The organism is Hydrogenophaga sp. A37 (assembly GCF_002001205.1).
GTDB lineage: Bacteria > Pseudomonadota > Gammaproteobacteria > Burkholderiales > Burkholderiaceae_C > Hydrogenophaga.
On the sequence record NZ_MUNZ01000052.1, the window covers coordinates 1 to 20081 of the forward strand.

Annotated in this window: 17 protein-coding genes, 1 tRNA gene and 1 pseudogene; 5 read left to right on the forward strand and 14 right to left on the reverse strand. The window is 65.0% G+C overall.

Annotated features, from left to right (window positions below; all coding sequences use genetic code 11):
- Nucleotides 1–228: 228 nt before the first annotated feature.
- The 6 genes from B0E41_RS01605 to B0E41_RS01630 all read right to left on the reverse strand — a co-directional run bounded on the left by B0E41_RS01605 (nt 229) and on the right by B0E41_RS01630 (nt 7355).
- Nucleotides 229–2115, reverse strand: coding sequence for an ATP-binding protein (locus tag B0E41_RS01605; RefSeq protein WP_077328126.1), 1887 nt, complete (start codon nt 2113–2115; stop codon nt 229–231).
- The gene (locus B0E41_RS01610) at nt 2112–2639 is read right to left on the reverse strand and encodes a YfiR family protein (protein ID WP_077328128.1); all 528 of its coding nucleotides are present in this window, start codon (nt 2637–2639) and stop codon (nt 2112–2114) included. The genes B0E41_RS01605 and B0E41_RS01610 overlap by 4 nt, the downstream gene beginning before the upstream one ends.
- Before the next feature lie 355 nt (nt 2640–2994).
- On the reverse strand, nt 2995–3534 hold the full coding sequence (locus B0E41_RS01615) for a DUF4142 domain-containing protein (protein WP_143433613.1): 540 nt from the start codon (nt 3532–3534) through the stop codon (nt 2995–2997).
- Between the two features lie 103 nt (nt 3535–3637).
- On the reverse strand, nt 3638–5170 hold the full coding sequence (locus tag B0E41_RS01620; protein ID WP_253194535.1) for an ATP-binding protein: 1533 nt from the start codon (nt 5168–5170) through the stop codon (nt 3638–3640).
- 11 nt (nt 5171–5181) lie between these two features.
- Entirely contained in the window at nt 5182–6705 is a 1524-nt protein-coding gene (locus B0E41_RS01625) for an ATPase domain-containing protein (RefSeq protein WP_077328132.1), read from the reverse strand.
- 185 nt (nt 6706–6890) lie between these two features.
- The gene (locus B0E41_RS01630; RefSeq protein WP_077328134.1) at nt 6891–7355 is read right to left on the reverse strand and encodes a DUF4863 family protein; all 465 of its coding nucleotides are present in this window, start codon (nt 7353–7355) and stop codon (nt 6891–6893) included.
- Between the two features lie 262 nt (nt 7356–7617).
- Here B0E41_RS01630 and B0E41_RS01635 point away from each other — a divergent pair, with 262 nt between their 5' ends.
- The 4 genes and pseudogenes from B0E41_RS01635 to B0E41_RS01650 all read left to right on the forward strand — a co-directional run bounded on the left by B0E41_RS01635 (nt 7618) and on the right by B0E41_RS01650 (nt 11347).
- Nucleotides 7618–8418 (forward strand): enoyl-CoA hydratase-related protein, encoded by an 801-nt coding sequence (locus B0E41_RS01635; RefSeq protein WP_077328193.1) that lies wholly within the window; start codon nt 7618–7620, stop codon nt 8416–8418.
- Nucleotides 8415–9927, forward strand: a pseudogene (locus B0E41_RS01640) (3-hydroxyacyl-CoA dehydrogenase). Before B0E41_RS01635 ends, B0E41_RS01640 begins: the two are co-directional and overlap by 4 nt.
- Before the next feature lie 52 nt (nt 9928–9979).
- Nucleotides 9980–11182: a 3-oxoadipyl-CoA thiolase gene (pcaF, locus tag B0E41_RS01645; RefSeq protein ID WP_077328136.1), complete on the forward strand. Its 1203-nt coding sequence runs from the start codon at nt 9980–9982 to the stop codon at nt 11180–11182.
- An 89-nt stretch (nt 11183–11271) separates the two neighbouring features.
- Nucleotides 11272–11347, forward strand: a tRNA-Asn gene (locus tag B0E41_RS01650).
- 147 nt (nt 11348–11494) lie between these two features.
- On the opposite strand, the gene B0E41_RS01655 is transcribed toward B0E41_RS01650, so the two are convergent.
- From B0E41_RS01655 to B0E41_RS01690, 8 genes are all read right to left on the reverse strand, one after another.
- Nucleotides 11495–12595, reverse strand: coding sequence for an NAD(P)/FAD-dependent oxidoreductase (locus tag B0E41_RS01655; protein ID WP_077328138.1), 1101 nt, complete (start codon nt 12593–12595; stop codon nt 11495–11497).
- Between the two features lie 2 nt (nt 12596–12597).
- Nucleotides 12598–12927: a ferredoxin FdxA gene (gene fdxA / locus B0E41_RS01660; RefSeq protein ID WP_077328140.1), complete on the reverse strand. Its 330-nt coding sequence runs from the start codon at nt 12925–12927 to the stop codon at nt 12598–12600.
- 118 nt (nt 12928–13045) lie between these two features.
- The gene (locus B0E41_RS01665; protein WP_077328142.1) at nt 13046–14371 is read right to left on the reverse strand and encodes a GTP-binding protein; all 1326 of its coding nucleotides are present in this window, start codon (nt 14369–14371) and stop codon (nt 13046–13048) included.
- A gap of 134 nt (nt 14372–14505) precedes the next feature.
- Nucleotides 14506–15465, reverse strand: a complete 960-nt coding sequence (gene cysD / locus B0E41_RS01670) for a sulfate adenylyltransferase subunit CysD (RefSeq protein WP_077328144.1) — start codon at nt 15463–15465, stop codon at nt 14506–14508.
- A gap of 19 nt (nt 15466–15484) precedes the next feature.
- Nucleotides 15485–16108, reverse strand: a complete 624-nt coding sequence (locus B0E41_RS01675; RefSeq protein ID WP_077328147.1) for a phosphoadenosine phosphosulfate reductase family protein — start codon at nt 16106–16108, stop codon at nt 15485–15487.
- Nucleotides 16109–16120: 12 nt separating this feature from the next.
- A complete protein-coding gene (locus B0E41_RS01680; protein WP_077328149.1) occupies nt 16121–16507 on the reverse strand; it encodes a DUF934 domain-containing protein in 387 nt (128 codons plus the stop codon).
- A 20-nt stretch (nt 16508–16527) separates the two neighbouring features.
- The gene (locus B0E41_RS01685) at nt 16528–18309 is read right to left on the reverse strand and encodes a nitrite/sulfite reductase (protein ID WP_077328151.1); all 1782 of its coding nucleotides are present in this window, start codon (nt 18307–18309) and stop codon (nt 16528–16530) included.
- 32 nt (nt 18310–18341) lie between these two features.
- Nucleotides 18342–19133 (reverse strand): sulfite exporter TauE/SafE family protein, encoded by a 792-nt coding sequence (locus tag B0E41_RS01690; RefSeq protein ID WP_077328154.1) that lies wholly within the window; start codon nt 19131–19133, stop codon nt 18342–18344.
- Between the two features lie 180 nt (nt 19134–19313).
- Between B0E41_RS01690 and B0E41_RS01695 the strand changes: the two genes are divergently transcribed.
- Nucleotides 19314–20078, forward strand: a complete 765-nt coding sequence (locus tag B0E41_RS01695; protein ID WP_171984635.1) for a hypothetical protein — start codon at nt 19314–19316, stop codon at nt 20076–20078.
- The last annotated feature ends 3 nt before the right edge of the window (nt 20079–20081 follow it).

Sequence of the window (20081 nt, forward strand, 5' to 3'; positions counted from 1 at the left end):
CTGGTGGGCTGGGGCATTCCCGAGGAACGCATCCAGAAATACGAGGAGGGCATTCGCGAAGGAGGCATCCTGATGGGGGTCAACCCGCGCAATGACGAAGATGCCACCCATCTTGAAAACCACTGGCGCAGTGCCCGGGGAGCGGACATCTACCGCTGATGTGCTGACGTGCAATGGCAACTGCAGCGTGAACATCTTGCCGCAAAGACGGCTAAGGCCAGGCGGGTTCTACCGGAGCTCGGCTGGCCTTGAAGCGGCGAATTCTTCAAACAATTCCAACAGGTTTCTGGCCAACTCTCGGGGTTCCACCGGCTTGACCAAGTGGTGATCGAAGCCAGCGAGCGAGGACGCCTTCTTGTCGCTCGCCTGACCCCATCCCGAAATGGCCACCAGGTGAATATGGCGGGTGGCCGTGGCATTCCGCAACCGCCGAGCCACCTCGTAACCATCACATTTGGGCATGCCGATGTCCAGCAGAGCGATGTCGGGGAGGGTGTCGAGTGCACAGTGAAGTGCCGCCTCTCCGTCGTACACCACATTCACCGTGTGGCCACTGGCGCGCAGAATTTCTGCAAAACTTTCTGCCAGATCCACGTTGTCGTCTGCGACGAGGATGCGCAGTTGGCGAAGATGCCGTTCTTCGTTCCCATCCGCATGGAGGTCCTCTGCCATGCGACCGTGGAGCCGGGGCAGTTGCACCATGAAACTCGAGCCTCGGCCGCGCCCTTCGCTCGTCATGGTGACCTGGCCTTGGTGCAGTTCAACGATCTGGCGGGACAAGGTGAGCCCCACACCCAGGCCCACGTTGCCGCGCTCAAGCGATTTGTCGGCTTGTTCGAACAACTCGAAGATGCGCGCCTGCATCTCGGGTGCCACCCCGATGCCCGTGTCCTGAACCGTGACCAGCACCGAGGCGCAGTCACCCTTGATCGACACATTCACCTGTCCGCCGGGCGGCGTGTAGCGGCAGGCGTTGTTGAGCAGGTTGGAGAACACCTGGGTCAGCCGGATGGCGTCGCCGTTCACATGCAGCGTTTCGTCAGGCGGCTGCAGCGTCAATCTCACGCCCTGTTGTTCGGCCATGGCTTGCATGCCTTCGACCGCGGTGGCCAGGAGATCGCCGACATCCACGAGATGGAGGTCCAGGGAGAGCTTGCCCGTGGCGACGCGCGAGGCATCGAGCAGATCATTGATGAGACGAACCATGTGTTTGAGTTGGCGGTCGAGGACCACCACCGCCTTGGCCCGCGTGTCCGGTGTGGCCTTGGCCATCTGCAGCAATGCGACCGCGCTGGTCATGGGGGCCAGCGGATTGCGCAACTCGTGCGCGAGGGTGGCCAGGAACACGTCTTTCAGATGGTCTGCTTTGCGCAGCTCGTGCTCGACGCCTCGTCTTGACTCCATCTCTTGTTCGAGTTCAGACGTGCGGGTCTGGCATTCCGACAGCAGTCTGTTGAAGGCCTCGACCAGCAGACCCACGTCGCGGTAGCCGGTGTCGGGCGCCCTGAGTGCCCAGTTGTGGCTGGAGATCACTTCCTGCGCCACCTGCGTCATCTTCTCCAGCGGCGCCGCAATGCGGCGTTGAAGGCGTCCGAAAAAATAGAACGCAACCGCCAGGCTAAGGCCGCCCAGGATGATCAGGATGGCGCCAAACACCAGCATGCGTGACCAGATGTCGTGCCGGGCGGACAGGTACAGCGTGCCCAGACGTTCGCCGTCGCGCTCGATCGGGAAAGCAATTTCCAAGGTCGAACCGCGAAAGCGGGCTTCGAGCGGGTTGGCGCCCGCGGTGCGTCGGGCATCGATCACGGTGTCGGGCCCGGCATGGGCCGCGAACAGGGCACCCCTGGCGTCGTACAGTGCCGCCCACTCGATGCGGGGTTGCGACTTCAGCAAGCCGAGGTTTTCGCGCGCAGCCTTCGGGTCGTCGAATTCGAGCGCGGCCACCGACGCGCCAGCCAACAGGCCGGCCTGCGTGCGCAGATCGGCCACCCAGGCCTGGCGGTTGGACACCCACTCATAGAGGAACAGCGCCCCAGCGCTCAAAAGCATGGCGACCGCGGTGGTCTGCATGGCCGCGCGCACGATCTGTTCACGCAACGAGGTCGATTTCAATGGCGCCTCTCCACCACGCGCACGGCCATCGCCAGCAAGCGGGAACTCAGCTTCACACCCGCGCCGTCCGCAGCGGGCAAGGAGGCTTCGATGCGCACCCGCTCCCCGGACACAAAACCGATGGTCGCACCCTGGTCCACCCCGCCGGGTGCATCGGTCACGATCACCGGTGGGCGCTCGCGGGGTTCTCCCATCCACTGCGCGCGCCCGGCCCAGGCGGCGGCACCGACATAGAGCAGGTGGATGTTCGACAGGTCATCGGTCCACCTGAGCGCTTGCACCTCGACAGCGCGTCCCTGGACGGGTCGCCCCGAGAGCAACCGTGTCAGTGATTCGTGCATGTCGGGGGCGCCCACCACGCCCACCGTGATCGGGGAACCCGCATCCGCGAACGCCACGGACGGCCATTCGATGTACCCCATGAGCTTGTGCAGGTAGGCGGCCAGGCCCTTGTCGGTGCTGTTGAAATCGGTGCCGGCCAGGGCTCTTCTCGGCCACACGGTCAGCGTCACCAGGCTGGACAACAGAAGCGACCTGCGGGTCAGTGCGTTCCCAGGGTGCTGCTGGGAAGAGGCGGAGGCGCAAGAGGCCGATGCCGGTGGTTGACCGCAGCCACCGCCAGGGCGATGTTGCAAGGTAAGTTGCGCGACCAAAGGCCCTCCCAGAAACGTCTTGTTGGTGCCGGAATCCTTGCCCCGATGGGGAAAAACGCCGTCATCTTAGTCACTTGCAGCGAAGGGCTGCAAGCGGCTGGACGCCCTATAGGGGGCATACGAACGCCATCGCCTGAAACGGCGATGACGTGGTCATCGCGCTGTCAATGGACGCGGACGTCCTCACCTTGCACCGTGCCGGTGGCACAGCGCGGGCCTAAGCTGGTCAGCGTTTGCCTTCGATGGTACGGGCCGGATTGACCGTTTCCATGAGTGTGCGCGCTGTCTCCAGGTGGTCGCGCAGCGCCGGAAGGTGCTTCGTAGCGAAGGCCTTCACATCTGGATCGCGTGCCTCGCGGGCCGCTGCTTCGAACAGGCGCACATTGCTCTCATGCGCCTCGACGCCCATCTGGCTGACATACCGCCGGTCGAAGCTTTCGTCGCCCAGGTTGGCGATGAGCAGTTCCTTGCCCTTCTGCAGCATGGAAGGTTCTTTGGGTGGTGTGTAGTCTTTCGACCTGGCGAGCGTTTGCAGTTCTGTGTCCACGCGTGCGTGTTCGTCGACCATGCGCTGGGCAAAGTCGCGCACCCGTTGGTCACGGGCTTTGGTCAGGGCCAGTCGGCTGGCCGATTGTTCGGCAAGCCCGTTCTGGGCGGCTTGCTCCAGAAACTCTTGATCGCCTTCGGCAAGCTTGTCGGCAAACGCGGGGCCACCGAACATCAGGGCCAGCACCAACGTGGCGCATCGCAGGGTTTGAACTCTCATGGGAACACTCCTTGAATCGTTTGAACGGATCGCCCGAAGGGGGCGAACAACACGTGGCAAGCCATGTGCCGGCTGGTGACGCAGGAGTCCCCCGAAAAGGAGGCTAGTGGATGGACTGCAACAGCCGAATCAGCTGTTGAACGTCTGCCGGCTTGATGAGGTGGTGGTCGAAGCCTGAATTCAAGATGCGCTCCCTGTCGGTGGCCTGGCCCCATCCGGTCAAGGCGACCAGCACCACACCGGAAAAGCTGGCGCTGGCACGGATGCGCGCGGCAAGCTCATAGCCGTCCATGACCGGCATGCCGATGTCGATGAAGGCGATCGATGGAAGCGCCGCCGCCATGGCACTCAGCGCCTCTTCCCCGCCGTACGCCACCGACACCTTCGCCCCCAGGGCGGCAAACAGCTGTGCCAGAGAGTCGGCCGCATCCCGGTTGTCGTCCACCACCAGAATCTGGTGACCTTCGCCGACGTTGCCTTCCTCGGTGGATGCGTCCGACGTGTGGGGGTTGACCGGTGCCGCCACCCTGGGCAGTTCGACGGTCACCGTGGTGCCCGCATGGGGGCCAGGGCTGGTGACGCTGATGCGGCCGCCATGCAGCTCGACGAGGCTGCGAGCCAGTGTCAGGCCGACGCCCAGTCCCCCTTGCGCACCACGCAAGCTGCTATGGATTTGCACGAACATGCCGAACACGGCCTCCAGCATGTCTTCAGGGATGCCGATTCCGGTGTCGGTCACCTGCACCCGCACGATCTTTTCATCCGAGCGCATCGAAACGCGGATGTGTCCCTCAGAAGGGGTGAACTTCGAAGCGTTGTTGAGGAGGTTGGCAAACACCTGGGTCAGACGAACGGCGTCGCCCCGCACATGGCATGGCTCTTCAGGGAGATCCAGGACCAGTTGCTGGCTGGCGTCAGCGAGCAGCGGTCTGTTCACCTCGACGGCGTCCCGCAGCACGCTGTCCACGGCAATGGCGGCGGTCCGAAGCGTGATCTTGCCGCGGCTGATGCGGGACACCTCCATCAGGTCGTCGATGAGACGGACCATGTGGGTGACCTGCCGGTCCATCATGGCGTACAGCGCCTGCAGCTTGTCCGGTTCCAACTGCTGTTTCGACACGATGGTCAGGGCGGTGCGCAACGGTGCCAGCGGGTTTCGCAGCTCGTGCGCCAGCGTGGCGAGGAACTCGGTTTTCCGTTGATCCGCCTCGCGCAATCCGTCCAGCGTGGAGCGCAGTTGGTATTGGCGCTTTCGAGCCACCAGGGCCGAACGCACCGTGCTCACCAAGGTGGTGACCCGCATCGGCCGCTCGAGAACGGTCACGTTGCCCAAGGTTCCGATGGCCCCGGTGATCGCCGGTGAGTCCAGGCCCGAGCGGGCGACGACGATGACGGGCAGATCGGACCACGGCGGCTGGGACTGCAAACACGACAGAACAGGTTCAATACCCTGGCCATCGATCGCTTCTTCCGCGATGACCACGGCGCCGGCGCCCCCCGAAATCTCTTTGGCCATCGACGCCGCATCTGAGCAGGCCAGGGCCGCGATGCCCGAGCGAGCGAGCAGCGGGAGCACGATGGCCGTGTCTTTTGCCGTGACCAACTTGAGCAGCACGCGCAGCTCGTTGGCCAGCACGGGCGTTCTGTTCATGACGTGGACCGTGCCTCCGGACCGGCGTCCGCGCCTCCCAGGGAAACGGGCACGCCGGTGAGAACACCACGAAACTGCCGCAAGGGAGGCCCCATTGAAATGCCGTTGGCACCCATGCGGATGCTGCGGATGCTGCGCTCATGCCGGCCCCCGCGCTTCTTCATGACCGAAATCGCCTGTCGCACCTCGCCTTCGACCTCAAAGTGGCGCAGGAGCACCACGGTATCGGCGAGGTAACTGGCGTCCACGGGCACGGCCATCTGCACGCCAAAAATGCCGTGCTGAGCGCCAATCAAGATGGTCGCCACCCCCGAATGGCCGAGGAAGGTCAGAAGTTCATGCAATTGCACGATCAAATAGCGTTCATCGGGCATGGCATTCAGGTAACCATTCAGGCTGTCGATCACCACCACCTTGGCATGGTGCGCCGTGACGGCCTGCCGAATCTCATGAACCAATTCCCCGGGCGAGAGCTCGGCGGGATCCACCTGGCGAATCCGGAGGTGGCCCGATTCGATGTGCTTCGACATGGGCATGCCCATCCCGTCGGTGCGGGTGCGCATGGTGGCAACGCTTTCATCAAACACGAACAGCGCCGCGCACTCACCCCGGTCCGCCGCGGCGAGCGCAAATTGCATCGCGACCGTGGACTTTCCGGTGCCAGGGGCGCCCATCAACAGCGTGCTGGAGCCCCGATGCAAGCCCCCGCCGAGCAGGTCGTCGAGATCTTTCACACCGCTGAGCAGGTTCGCCTGGTCGACCACGTCTGTGTGCTCTGTTGCGACGAGGCGGGGGAAGACCATGAACCCGCCGTGCGCGATCCGGTAGTCGTGATACCCGCCCCGAAACTGTTTGCCCCGGAATTTGAGGACGATGAGCCGCCGCCGAGAGTCACCAAAGTCGGGCGTGATGTGCTCCAGGCTGAGCACCGAGTGGGCGATGCTTTGGACCTGAAGGTCACGCTCCAGCGCCGTCATGTCGTCCAGCATCAGCGCCGTGCAGTTGCGCCGGGAAAAGAACTGTTTGAACGCCAGGATTTGACGACGGTAGCGCAGCGAATTGCCCGCGAGAAGCCGCAACTCAGACAATGAATCAAAGACCACCCGGCTCGGTTTGACACGGTCGACATCGGCCAGGATGCGCAGCGAGGCTTCGCCCAGTTCCACCTCGGACGGATGAAAAAGGGTGTATTGCTCATCGGGCAACAGGGAATCCGGGGACGGGAGCATTTCTCGAACCTCAATGCCACTGAGGTCCCAATCATGCGATTTCGCCAAGCCCTGCAGCTCTTCCTCGGTTTCCGACAGGGTGACGTACAGCACGCGCTCACCCTGGCGCACGCCCTCCATCAGATACTGCATCGCGATGGTGGTTTTCCCCGTTCCTGGGCTTCCTTCCACCAGATAGAGCCGACCCCGGGTGAGTCCGCCACCCAAGACATCGTCCAGGCCAGAGACACCCGTTTGAAGCAGGTCACATGTGCTGTCGGGTGCAGAGGCGTGAGTGGACTTGGTGTTCATGGAGTCTGTGAGCTCCGAAGCTTGCAAGAACGTGGCACCACAGGTGAGCGCTCGGGTACGGGTGCACCTCAAACCAAGCCTCTACCGCGAAAAGTTCCAGAATGTAGGAGTGATCTGCTCGCGTCGGTGCGATGGCGCACAGAGCAACCACGGACCATGGCAGCCGGTGCAGCCTGAGCTGGGCCTCACTGGGTGAATTCGATGCGGCCTTCGGGCAGCAGGTACAGAACCAGGGCGCGACCGCCTGCCACGGTGGGCGAATGCGCCGAGCCCGGGCCATAGACCAGCCAGCCTGCGCCGCGGCCGTCGAAAGTGGCCGTGTCGTCCAGCGGCATGATCAGATCGATTTCACCCAGCGGGTGGGCATGGTGTGGGCCGGCGAGGGTGTTCATGTCCACCACGTCCACCGAAAAGCGGTGCAGGGCATCGTCGGGTTTGAATATCCGCCCGTACTTGAGGCCGCCCCCCTCACGCTGGCAGAGCCAGCCTTCGGCCGCCCCTTGCTCACACGCGGCCTTGAGCTGGCGGTAGGTGGGCGAGTCGGCGCCCAGTTCATGGTTCAGCCATGCCTGTAGCGGGGTGTCGAGCGCACGGTCGCCGATCTGGCGCGTCACGTCTTGCAGCAGGGTCTTGAATGCGTCGGGGTTCACGGGAGTCTCCTGGTGGTTCGTGGGGCATGCACTGTTGTGCAGCTCGGCAAGACTATCGAAATGAGGTGAGCTGTCAAGCAGTATGTTGCATTAACTGAAGGTGTGGTTGGCGCCTTACTTGGCATTCCAGGTTGATTAATGCATTGAAATGCTTGATCTTGTTAAAAAACAAGCATTATGATGCATATTTCAATGCCGGAGCGGCGCTCAAGCGAGAAGGGCGCTTGCACCCCGAAACCTACAGACGAACGGACCGATGGACATGAGCATTTTTGACACCTTGGTCGTCTCACGGCGCGCCCCTGGCGTGGCCCAGGTCACCATGTCGCGCCCGGCGGTTTTCAATGCCTTCGACGAGGCCATGATCGGTGAACTCGACACCGCGTTCACCGAGCTGGAGGCCGATTCTTCGGTGCGCGTGATCGTGTTGGCGGGCGATGGCAAACACTTCAGCGCGGGGGCTGATCTGCAGTGGATGCAACGCGCCAGCGCTGCGAGCCACGAATGGAACCTGGCCGACGCGCGCTGCTTTGCCGGCATGCTGGCGCGCATCGAAGCCTGCACCAAACCCACGGTGGCGCGGGTGCAGGGCGCAGCGCTCGGCGGGGGCGTCGGCCTGACCTGCGCGTGTGATGTCGCGGTGGCCGCCGACAACGCCAGCTTCTCCGTCAGCGAGGCCAAGTTCGGCATCCTGCCGGCCGTGATCGGGCCTTATGTGACCAACGCGGTGGGTAAGCGCCAGGCGAAGTGGCTGGCCCTCACCACCACGCGCATCGATGCCACGAAAGCGCTGGCCATCGGGCTGGTGCAGCAGGTGGTGCCGCTGGAGGCGCTGGACGCCGCGGTGGACGCAACCGTCCAGGAATTGCTGGCCGGTGGCCCCCACGCGCAAGCCGAGATCAAGCAGCTGTTTGCCCAGTTGCAGGTCGGGCCGATCACGCCCGAAGCGCGCGAGCTGACCGCGCAGACCATCAGCCGCGTGCGCGGCACCGACGAGGCGCGCGAGGGCTTCGCCGCCTTCCTCGCCAAACGACCCACCCCATGGATTCCGAGCGCAGCATGACCTCTCTCAACAACGCGCCGGTGCTGGTCGTCGGCGCCGGCATCATGGGTGCCGGCATTGCGCAGGTGGCGGCCCAGGTGGGTCACCCGGTGTTCCTGTTCGACATGCGCGAGGGCGCCGCGGCGCAGGCCAAGTCGAAGCTCACAGCGACGCTCGACGGCCTGGTGGCCAAGGGCAAGATCGCCGCCGAGGCCGCGGCGGCCACCCTGGCGCGCATCGAACCTATCGATGCGTTGGACGCGGCCGCGAGCGCCGCGCTGGTGGTCGAGGCCATCGTCGAAAACCTCGATGCCAAGCGCGGCCTGTTCCGGCAACTGGAGTCGGTGGTCGGTGAAGCCGCCATCCTGGCGAGCAACACCTCGTCGATCTCCGTCACCGCCATCGCCAATGGCCTGCAACGGCCCGAGCGTTTCGTGGGCATGCATTTCTTCAACCCTGTGCCGCAGATGAAGCTGGTCGAGGTGGTGTCCGGGCTGCAGACCGATGCGGCGGTGGCCCAGGCCATCGAAGCGCTGAGCGTGGCCTGGGGCAAGGTGCCGGTGCATGCGCGCAGCACGCCTGGTTTCATCGTCAACCGCATCGCGCGGCCGTATTACGCCGAGACCCTGGCCCTGCTGCAGGAGCAGGCGGCGACGCCGCAGCGCCTGGACGCCTGCCTGAAGGCGGCGGGATTTCGCATGGGGCCTTGTGAGCTGATGGACCTGATCGGCCACGACACCAACTTCGCGGTCACGAACTCGGTCTTTGAGGCCAACTTCGGCGACAAGCGCTACGTGCCGTCGCTGGTCCAGCGCGAGCTGGTGGACGGTGGCCTGCTGGGCCGCAAGAGCGGGCGCGGTTTCTACACCTACCCCGAGGGCACACCGGCGTTGCCCGCAACCGTGCACGAGGCGCCGCTGGCAGTGGGACCCGTCACCGTGCACGGCGACGGCGAGATCGCCGACCGGCTGGAAGAGATCGTCGCCCAGGGCGGCTTGTGCGGCGACGCCGTACCCTCGCGCCAGCGGCAGAGCGCCTGGGTGGGCCTGGACATTGGCGGCGCCCGGCTCGTGCTCACGGACGGCCGCACCGCGGGTGAGATCGCAGCCCGTGAAGGGGTTGCCGACGTGGCGGTGTTCGACCGCCCAATGCTGTGGCCAGCGGCGACCGGCGGTGCGCTTGCTTATGCGGTGGCGGCCCTGGCCAGCGCCGCCTGGGGCCAGCAGGCCCCGGCCTGGCTCGCCGCGCTCGGCTTTGCGCCCGTGCCTGGCCGATGCGCCCGGGCTGGTGGTGGCGCGCACGATTGCCATGCTGATCAACGAGGCCGCAGACGCCGCGCAACAAGGCGTGTGCACCCCCGACGGCGCCGATGCCGCGATGAAGCTCGGCGTCAACTACCCGGCCGGGCCGTTCGAGTGGCTGGCGCGCTGGAGCGTTGCGGGCGTCATGCAGGTGCTGGAGGCGCTGGACGTGCATTACCGCGGGGAACGCTACCGCATCAGCCCTTGGCTCAGACGGCAGCGGGCATGACGCTCGCTGAATTGCCGACCCACCTGTTCAACCCGATTTCGTGAAACACCCCATGACCCAAGCCTTCATCTGCGACGCGATCCGCACCCCCTTCGGCCGCTACGGCGGCGCGCTCAGCAGCGTGCGCACCGACGATCTGGGCGCCATCCCCTTGCGCGCCCTGATGGCGCGCAACCCGAACGTCGACTGGGCCGCCATCACCGACGTGCTCTTCGGCTGCGCCAACCAGGCCGGTGAAGACAACCGCAACGTCGCGCGCATGAGCAGCCTGCTCGCTGGTTTGCCGCTGGACGTGCCCGGCGCCACCATCAACCGCCTGTGTGGCTCCGGCCTGGACGCTGTGGGAACGGCCGCCCGGGCCATCAAGGCAGGTGAAGCGGGGTTGATGATTGCCGGCGGCGTGGAAAGCATGAGCCGCGCGCCTTTCGTGATGCCCAAGGCGGAAAGCGCTTTCAGCCGCAACAACGCGGTCCACGACACCACCATCGGCTGGCGCTTCGTCAACAAGCTGATGAAAGAAAAGTACGGCGTGGACTCCATGCCCGAGACGGCCGAAAACGTGGCGACCGACTACGGGATCGAGCGCGAAGCGCAGGACCGCATGGCCCTGGCCAGCCAGATGAAAGCCGTGGCGGCCATCAAAGCCGGTCACCTGGCGCGCGAGATCTGCCCGGTGAGCATCCCGCAGAAGAAGGGCGATCCGGTCATCGTGGACACCGACGAACACCCGCGCGAGACCAGCCTGGAAACGCTGGCCAAGCTCAAAGGCGTGGTGCGCCCCGACGGCACGGTGACGGCGGGCAACGCCAGCGGCGTGAACGACGGTGCCTGTGCGCTGCTGCTGGCCGACGAAACCATGGCGGCGAAGAACGGACTGACGCCCAAGGCCCGCATCGTCGGCATGGCCACGGCCGGTGTGGCGCCGCGCATCATGGGCATGGGCCCGGCACCGGCCACACAGAAGGTGCTGGCGCTCACCGGCCTCAGGCTCGAACAGCTCGACGTGATCGAACTCAACGAAGCCTTCGCCGCGCAAGGCCTGGCGGTACTGCGGCAGTTGGGCCTGCAAGACGACGACGCGCGCGTCAACGCCTGGGGCGGCGCCATCGCGCTGGGTCACCCGCTGGGCGCCAGCGGCGCACGCTTGGCCACCACCGCGGTGAACCGGCTGCACGCCACCGGCGGGCGCTACGCGCTGTGCACCATGTGCATTGGGGTCGGGCAGGGCATCGCGCTGATCATCGAGCGGGTGTGAGTCAGCCGCAGTTGCCGCGCCAAGAAATTTCGAGGAAATGCACCGCGTCTTTCAAAAGACCTCAAAACCGCACTATAATTTGAGGCTGTTCCCTGATAGCTCAGTTGGTAGAGCGACGGACTGTTAATCCGCAGGTCCCTGGTTCGAGTCCAGGTCGGGGAGCCAACAAACACGAGAGTCAGCAGGTTAGCGCCTGCTGACTTTTTTGCTTTCTGGGGTTGGCTGGTGCCAGTCTGTTGGTCTGATGAACCTTGCCCAGGCGGTCGAGCCGATCTGTTGCGTGAGCGCCGCGGAGCCCGCGAGATGAGGGCGTCAGTCGAACACTGGAGACGCCACGCCCAGCACCTTGTGCAACTTGGGGCTGGTGGTCGTGTACTGCAGGAACACTTTCTTTTCGGGAAAGATGATGGGCATCGCGCCGTAGGCGGCGAGCGCGCACTCATGGAAGCCCGAGAGAATGAGCTTCTTCTTGCCGGGGTAGGTGTTGATGTCGCCCACGGCAAAGATGCCAGGGATGCTGGTCGAGAACTTCTCGGTATCGACCACCACCTGCTTGCGCTCGATGTCCAGTCCCCAATCTGCGATAGGGCCGAGCTTGGGGGACAGGCCAAAAAACACCAGCAACATGTCGAGTGGCACGAGCCGGGTCACTCCGTCGGCGCCCGTGACCCTGATGCCGGTCAGCTGGTCGTTGTGTTCTTCATGGCCCGTGACCTGGCCGACGACGAACTGCATCTCCAGCTGTTCGCACCGTTCGCGCATCCGGGCCACGTTGGCCGGCGCGGCCTTGAACCCATCGCGTCGGTGGATCAGGATGACGCTCTCGGCCTTGTTCGGGCCGTCGGCCACGAAGTTCAGTGCCCAGTCAATGGCCGAGTCGCCGCCGCCAACGATCACCAGGTTCTTGCCTGCGAAGTCGGCTGGGTTCTTGACGGAGTAGAACAGTTGGGAGCCTTCGAAACGATCGAGTCCGTCGACCTTGAGCGTGCGCGGCTGGAAGGCGCCGACGCCGGCGGCGATGAAGAGGGTCTTGGTGAGGAAACGTGTGCCCTTCGCGGTTTCCACATAGAAGCGGCCATCGTCCTGCCGTTGGACCGTGCTCACCTCTTGGCCCAGATGGAAGGTGGCGCCGAAGGGAGCAATTTGTTTGAGCAGGGCGTCGGTCAGCTCCTGGCCCGTGCACACGGGTATCGCCGGGATGTCGTAGATCGGTTTGTCGGGGTACAGCTCGACCGGCTGGCCTCCCGTGTAGGGCAGCGCGTCGATGACATGTGCCTTGATCTCCAGCAAACCCAGTTCGAACACCTGGAACAAACCCACCGGTCCGGCGCCGACGATAACGGCATCGGTCTCAATGAGGCCGGCCGTCACGTTCGCAGGGTCTGGCGAAGCCACGACCGGGGACAGCGCCATGTTCAGCGCTTCAGTTCAGGCAATTTGCCGGTGCGGTCTTTCCAGTCGTCGGCGTCGGGCAGCGCGTCTTTGCGCTTGGTGATGCTTTTCCAGTTGGGCAGTTTGGCCAGGTCGGCGTTGAGGGCCGTCATGTGCAGCTGGTCCTTGGGCAAATCCTCTTCGGCGTAAATCGCGCTCACCGGACACTCAGGGATGCAGACCGCGCAGTCGATGCATTCGTCGGGGTCGATGGTCAGGAAATTGGGACCTTCGCGGAAACAGTCGACGGGACAGACATCGACACAGTCGGTGTATTTACAGCGGATGCAGGATTCGGTGACGACGTGGGTCATGGTGAGAGGTGAAATTCGGGAAGACCCTGGATTTTAGGGTTTCCAGAGGGTAAGGCAGGGCCTAAGCCCTGGCCTTGACATAAGTTAACGAGACGAGCCGGCCGACAGAGCCCGACCTTCATCCGTTCACGAGGACCGCGCCCGAGGTTTTGTGGCTGGCGGTGTCGACCAGCACCAACGAGCCCAGCGCGCGCGATTGTGCGTAAGGCAGCGTGGCCAGTGGCTCTTGCAGCGTCAGCTCGATGTGGCCGATGGCGTTGGGTTCCAGCTGGGTGGCGTCTTCTTCGGCCAGGGTGTTGATGTCGAGCTTGTGCACGATGCGCTTGACCTTGGCCTTGACCCAGCGGTGCCCGTGCAACGCCCAGTACACGCGGCCTGCGACCAGTGTTTCGTCGTCCATCCAGGCCACGGTGGCGCGGATCTCACGGCTGGCTTCGAGCGCGGCGCCTTCGCCGTCGGCGGCAAGCAGCCAGTCGCCGCGCGACACATCGACCTCGCGGTCCAGCACGATGCCGGCGCTGTGGCCAGCCAACACGTTCTTCGGATGGCGCGCATGGTCGAGCACCTGGGCCACGGTCGCGGTCTGCCCGCTGGGCATGACCTTGATCTGCTGGCCGGGGATCACGCCGCCAGTGGCCACACGGCCCCAGAAGACGCGGCGTCCCTGGCTGGTGTCGGAAGACGAAGAGAACTTCTCCACCCACTGCACCGGGAACGCAAACGGCAGCGCGGTGTCGGCCGCCGTCACCGGCAGGTGCTCCAGAATCTCCAGCAGCGTGGGGCCGCTGTAGCCGCACCAGGCGGCGTCGACCGCGGCGTCCACCACGTTCCAGCCTTTGAGCGCCGATACCGGCACGGTGGCCGTGACGGTGATGTCGGCCTCGGCCGCGAACGCGGCGAGCGCGGCACTGATGTGGGCGAACGCGAGCGCGCTGTCGGCCACGGCGTCGAGCTTGTTGACCGCGAACACGATGGACGGCACGCGCAGCAGCTTGAGCAGCAGCGAATGGCGGCGGGTCTGCACCAGCAGCTTCAAGCCGGCGTCTTGCCAGTCGAGTTTGGTGGCATCGACCAGCACCACGGCCGCATCAGCCGCGGAGGCGGCGGTCACCATGTTGCGTGTGTACTGCTCATGACCCGGCGCGTCGCCGATGATGAACTTGCGGGTTTCGGTGTTGAAGTACCGGTAGGCGACATCGATGGTGATGCCCTGCTCACGCTCGGCCGACAGACCGTCGGTCAGCAGCGCGAGATCGGTCTCGCCCTGGCGCTGCACGCCAGCCAGGTGGTCCTGCAACACGGCTTTGCTGTCTACCAGCAGGCGGCCGATCAGCGTGCTCTTGCCGTCATCGACGGAGCCGCAGGTGATGAACTTCAAGGCTGGGCGGGTGTCTTGTGCGAGGGCTTCGACAGGCTCAGCCCGAACGGTGGAAGTGGTGTTCATGTCAGTCAATCACAAAATCAAAGAGGTGGCCGGAGCAGGTGTCCCCATCCAAGGGCGCCGCGGAACCGGCTTCGCCGGGCCGCCAGCGCCGCCCCCTGGGGGGTGACGCGCCCTTAGGCGCGGCGCGGGGGGCGTCAGAAATACCCATCTTTCTTCCGCTTCTCCATCGAAGCGTCCGAAGTCTTGTCGTCCATGCGCGTCGCGCCCCGTTCGCTCACGTCGGCGGCCAATGTCTCGATGACGATGTCGGCGGCCGTCGCGGCCAGGCTCTCCACCGGACAGGTGCAGGTGATGTCGCCCACGGTGCGGAAGCGCACGTCGCGCACCTGCACCGTTTCGCCGTCTTTCGGCGGGGTCAGCTCGGTCACGGGCACCAGCAGGCCGCGGCGGTCCACCACCTCGCGTTGGTGGGTGTAGTAGATCGAGGGCAGGGCGATGTTTTCGCGCTCGATGTATTGCCACACGTCCAGTTCGGTCCAGTTGCTGATGGGGAACACGCGGAAGTGTTCGCCCGGGGCCAGGCGCGTGTTGAAGAGCGTCCAGAGCTCGGGGCGCTGGGCCTTGGGCTGCCACTGGCCGAAGCTGTCGCGGTGGGAAAAGATGCGCTCCTTGGCGCGGGCCTTTTCTTCGTCGCGGCGGGCGCCGCCGATCAGCGCGTCGAAGCGGAACTCTTCAATGGCTTCGAGCAACGTGACGGACTGGTGCACGTTGCGGCTTTCACCCGGGTGGGCCAGGCGCACGGTGCCGCGCTTCATCGAGTCTTCGACGTTGCGCACGATCAGCTCGGCCTGCAGTTCGGTGGCGCGGCGGTCACGGAAGTCGGTCACTTCGGGGAAGTTGTGGCCGGTGTCGATCATCAGCAGCGGGTAGGGGATGCGGCCGACGCCAAAGGCTTTTTCGGCGCAGCGCAGCATCACCAGTGAGTCCTTGCCACCCGAGAACAGCAGGGTGGGGCGCTCGAAAGCCGCGGCCACTTCGCGCAGGATGAAGATGGTTTCTTCTTCGAGCGCGTCCAGGTGGGCGTTGCTCAGGTGGTGGCCGGCGGCGGCCTGCAGGGCGGTCTGGATCACTTCGGGTTCGGTGCGTGCGTTCATGGTGGGTCTTGTGTCCTGATCAGTGGGCCAGGTGCAGGCCGCACTCGCGGTTGTCTTCGCCCTTGGTCGGGTCTACGTAGTCGAAATTGTTGGGCAGGCCGTGCATCTCGCAGTACTGGTACAGCTCTTTGGACGACCAGTGCAGCAGCGGCGCGACCTTGATCAGGCCGTCGGGGTTGATGCTCACCGGGTCCATCTGGGCGCGCACGGCGGTGTCGGTGGCCCGCAATGCGGTGAACCAGACCTTGGGCGCCGTCTCGCGCAGGGCGCGGGCAAAGGGCTCGAGCTTGACCTCTTCGGTGAAGGCAGCGTGGCGCGGATCGTCCAGCGCCGGCGTGGCGCCTTCCACGGCCTCGCGGTGCGCACGCGAGCGGCGCGGCAGGTAGATCTGCAGGTTCAGCTTGAGCTGCCGGGTGACTTCGTCGGCGAAGCGGTAGGTGGCTTCGGTGTTGTAGCCGTTGTCCATCCAGATCACCGGCACGTCTGGCCTGACCTGGGTCACCAGATGCAGGATCACGGCCTCGAAGGGGCGGAAGTTGGTGGTGACGATGGACGTCTGGTCCAGGCCGAGGGCCCAGTTCACCAGTCCGGGGGCGTTGCGGCCGAGTTCGGCGTTGACTTGTGCGAGGTCGTTGGGATTCATGTTATCTGCTCGTTAGGCTGCTACGGCAAAGTGCGGTTGCGTGTCCACCGCATCGCCCTGGTAGAAGGCGGGGTAGTGGGCCAGCAGTTTGCGGCCGTGTTCGATGTTCTGGTCGTCGCGCAACACGGCTTGGCTGAAGCCGCTGCGTTGCATCTGCGTCAACTGGTCGATCAGCACGTCGCCGGTGGCGCGGATGTCGCCCACGAAGCCCAGTCGGCGGCGCAGCAGGAAGGCCTGGCTGAAGGCCCGACCGTCGGTGAACTTGGGGAACTGCAGCACAACGGTGGTGATGCCTTCGAGCGAGGCTTCTCGCGGATCGGCATCGTTGGCCAGCGTCAGGGTGCCGGCTGCTTCAGCCACAAAGGTCTCGGCCTTGAAGAGTTGGAGCGTGGGTTTCATGCGGGTCTCGGATGCTGGGCTCAGGCGGCGACGGGTGTGCGGGCGGTGGCCACGCGCACCGCGTTGGCGGCGGTCTTGAAGGGGTCGATGCCGACTCGCTTAACGGTCTGGACGAAGGTTTCGGCCATCTGGCGCTCTGCGCGGTAGGTGGTGAGCAGGGCTTCGATCACGTCCGTCATTTCGTTGGCGGCGAAAGACGGACCGATCACCTTGCCCGGCACGGCTTCGCCCGAGAGGCGCGTGCCGTCGGAGCCACCGAGGGTGACCTGGTACCACTCCTGGCCGTCCTTGTCGACGCCGAGGATGCCGATGTGGCCGCTGTGGTGGTGGCCGCAGCTGTTGATGCAGCCGCTGATGTGCAGGTCGATCTCGCCCAGGTCGTGCAGTTCATCCAGGTCCTGGTAGCGCGCCAGCAGGGCCTGCGCGATCGGCAGCGAGCGGGCGTTGGCCAGGTCGCAGAAATCGCCACCGGGGCAGGCGATCATGTCGCTCAGAAGGCCGATGTTGGGCTTGGCCAGACCGAGGCGGCGCGCTTCGCGCCACAGCTCGGGCAACTGGTCGCAGCTGACCCATGGCAGCAGCAGGTTTTGTTCGTGCGTGACGCGGGCTTCGCCGGCCGAGAAACGGTCGGCCAGGTCGGCGGCGCGCTCCAGCTGCTCGGCGCTCGCATCGCCAGGGGCAGCGCCCAGGCGCTTGAACGACAGCGTGACGGCGCGCAGGTCCGGGTTCTGGTGCGGCTTCACGTTCTGCGTGAGCCAGCGGCTGAACTCCACGTCGTCTTCGGCCGCGGCCTTGAGGATGTGGGCGATCTTGGCGTCGGCGCTCTTGCGGTCGCAGTTCAGCGCAGGCGGCACGAAGAAGGCGCTCACGCGGTCGAGCTCGGCTTGGGTGATGGTGTGGGGCGCGCCGTCCTTTTCGATGATGTCGGCGTACTCGGCTTCCACCTGGTCGGTGAAGGCCTGGCCCTCGGCCTTCACGAGGATCTTGATGCGGGCCTTGTAGATGTTGTCGCGGCGGCCGAAGCGGTTGTAGGCGCGCACCACGGCTTCGAGGTAGTTGAGGATCTGGTTCCAGGGCAGGAACTCGCGGATCACCGTGCCGATGATCGGTGTGCGGCCCATGCCGCCGCCCACGCGCACCTGGAAGCCCAGGTCGCCGTCCACGTTGCGCAGCAGGCGCAGGCCGACGTCGTGCCACGGCGTGGCGGCGCGGTCTTCGCGCGCACCGGTGATGGCGATCTTGAACTTGCGCGGCAGGAAGGCGAACTCGGGGTGCAGCGTGCTCCACTGGCGCATGATTTCCGCGAAGGGGCGCGGGTCGGCGACTTCGTCCACCGCGATGCCGGCGAGCGCGTCGGTGGTGATGTTGCGGATGCAGTTGCCGCTGGTCTGGATGCCGTGCATGTTGACGCTGGCGAGCAGGTCCATCACGTCGGCCGCGCGGTGCAGCGGAATCCAGTTGTACTGCACGTTCTGGCGCGTGGTGAAGTGACCGCAGCGATCAGGCAGGGTGGGCACGTCGGCCAGCGCCGCGTTGGCCTTGGACACGTCGTGCTCCTCTTTGTGGTCGTGGTCGCGGGCGATCTTGGCCAGCACGCGCAACTGGGCGCTGGAGATTTCGCCGTAGGGCACAGCCACGCGCAGCATGGGGGCAAAGCGCTGGATGTACCAGCCGTTTTGCAGTCGCAGGGGCTTGAATTCGTCGCCGCCGAGCGTGCCCGCTTCTGCGCGTTCGAGCTGGTCGCGGAACTGGGCAGCGCGCTGCTGCACGAACTGGCGGTCAAAGTCGGAATACTGGTACATAACGGAGTGGGGTGCTTCGTGGGATAGGGATATCAGAAGGCGATCAGCTTGGTGCCGGCGTAGGCCAGCAGCAGCGAGAGCACCGAACGCACCAGGCGCTCGGGCGTGTGGCGCATCAGGCGCGTGCCGAGCCAGATGCCGGGCAGCGAACCGGCCAGCAGGTTGGCCAGCAACGGCCAGTCCACCGAGCCGAGGCTGGCGTGGCCCAGGCCGGCCACCAGCGTGAGCGGCACGGCGTAGGCGATGTCGGCCGCCACGATGCGCGGCAGCGGCAGCAACGGGAACAGGATCAGCAGCACCGAGACGCCGATGGCACCGGCCCCCACCGAGGTGAGCGTGACCAGCGTGCCAATGACAGCGCCAAACAATACCGGCAGGCTCCAGTGACGGGCGTGCGTGGCGCCCTCCAGCTGACCTTCGGGCAGTGTGCGCGGCAACTGCTTGCCGCGGGCGGCCTTGTAGAGCATGGCGGCGGCGGTCAGCAGCAGCGCGATGCCCAGGGTATGTGTCATGACCGACTGCACCTGGGGGTTGGCCGGGCCTACGCGGTGCAACACCGCCAAGGTGATCAGGGCCGCCGGGATGCTGCCGGCACAAAGCTGCCCGACCACACGCCAGGGCACCAGTCGCTGCTTGGCCAGGCTGATCGTGCCGCCGGCCTTTGTGAACGCTGCGAACAGCAGATCGGTACCGACCGCCAGATACGGCTTGACGCCGAAAAAGAAGATCAAGATCGGCGTCATCAGCGAACCGCCGCCCACGCCGGTCAGTCCGACGATGAGTCCCACGGCGAAGCCGGCAAAGATGATGGCGAATTCAGGCATGGGCGCGACTTTAAAGTTGCGCGCTTATATTGCAAACGACATTTTGGTTGTTCATATATGCCCATGTGGAATAAAAGAAACGACGTTGCTGCATCGCACCGGAGGGCTTGGCATGCCTGTGCCAGCATGTGGTGGCAGTAATATGCGGGCATGGTCAAGCAGCGGATATACGTCAGTGTCGTGGGTTTCTCCGACGTGGAGCGGCATGCACTCAACACCGTATTTCGACTGTCCGAAGAGCGCGAACTGTCTTATGTGCCATGGATTCCGCTCAGCGCCCCAGGCGCCCACCCTCCCACCATGCATGCCCATGTTGCGCTGGTGGACGGCGACAGTGCCGAGGCCGTGCTGGCCCATGCCAAAGAACTCCCGAAGGGACAGCGCCTGATTTGGGTGGGAGCCGGTGCACCGGCTCATGCGTGGCGTGTGGTGGGCCGGCCGATTCAATGGGCGGGCATATTGAACGATCTGGACGCGGTGTATGCGGCGAGGCAGGTCGATTCCGGCTTTCTGGATCTGGATGTCACTTCTCCTGCCCCGCTGGAGACGCCACCCGATGCGCCGCACCTGCGAGCGCTGTTGGTGGGGCCTCAGCCCCAGGAAGAGGCGGTATTTCGTGCCCGGTTGGCGCTCGTGGGTGTGCTGGACATTGACGTGGCACAAAACACCGAGCTGGCGTTGGGTCTGATCGGGCGCCAGCACTATGGCTGCGGTGTCTTCAATCTGGATGACCACCACATCGACGTCTGGTCGCTGGCCCGGCTGTTTGCACAGCGCAATCCACAAGCCCTCACCATGGGCCTCAGCGAACACGCGGGACCGCTTTCGCCGTGGTGGAGCCGGCGGCGGCTCAGGCGCGACACCGAGCGCACTGGCATCAACTCGCTGGTGGCACGACCGCTGAATGCAGACGAGCTGCAACGGTCGCTGGACCTGTTGCGCTGATCG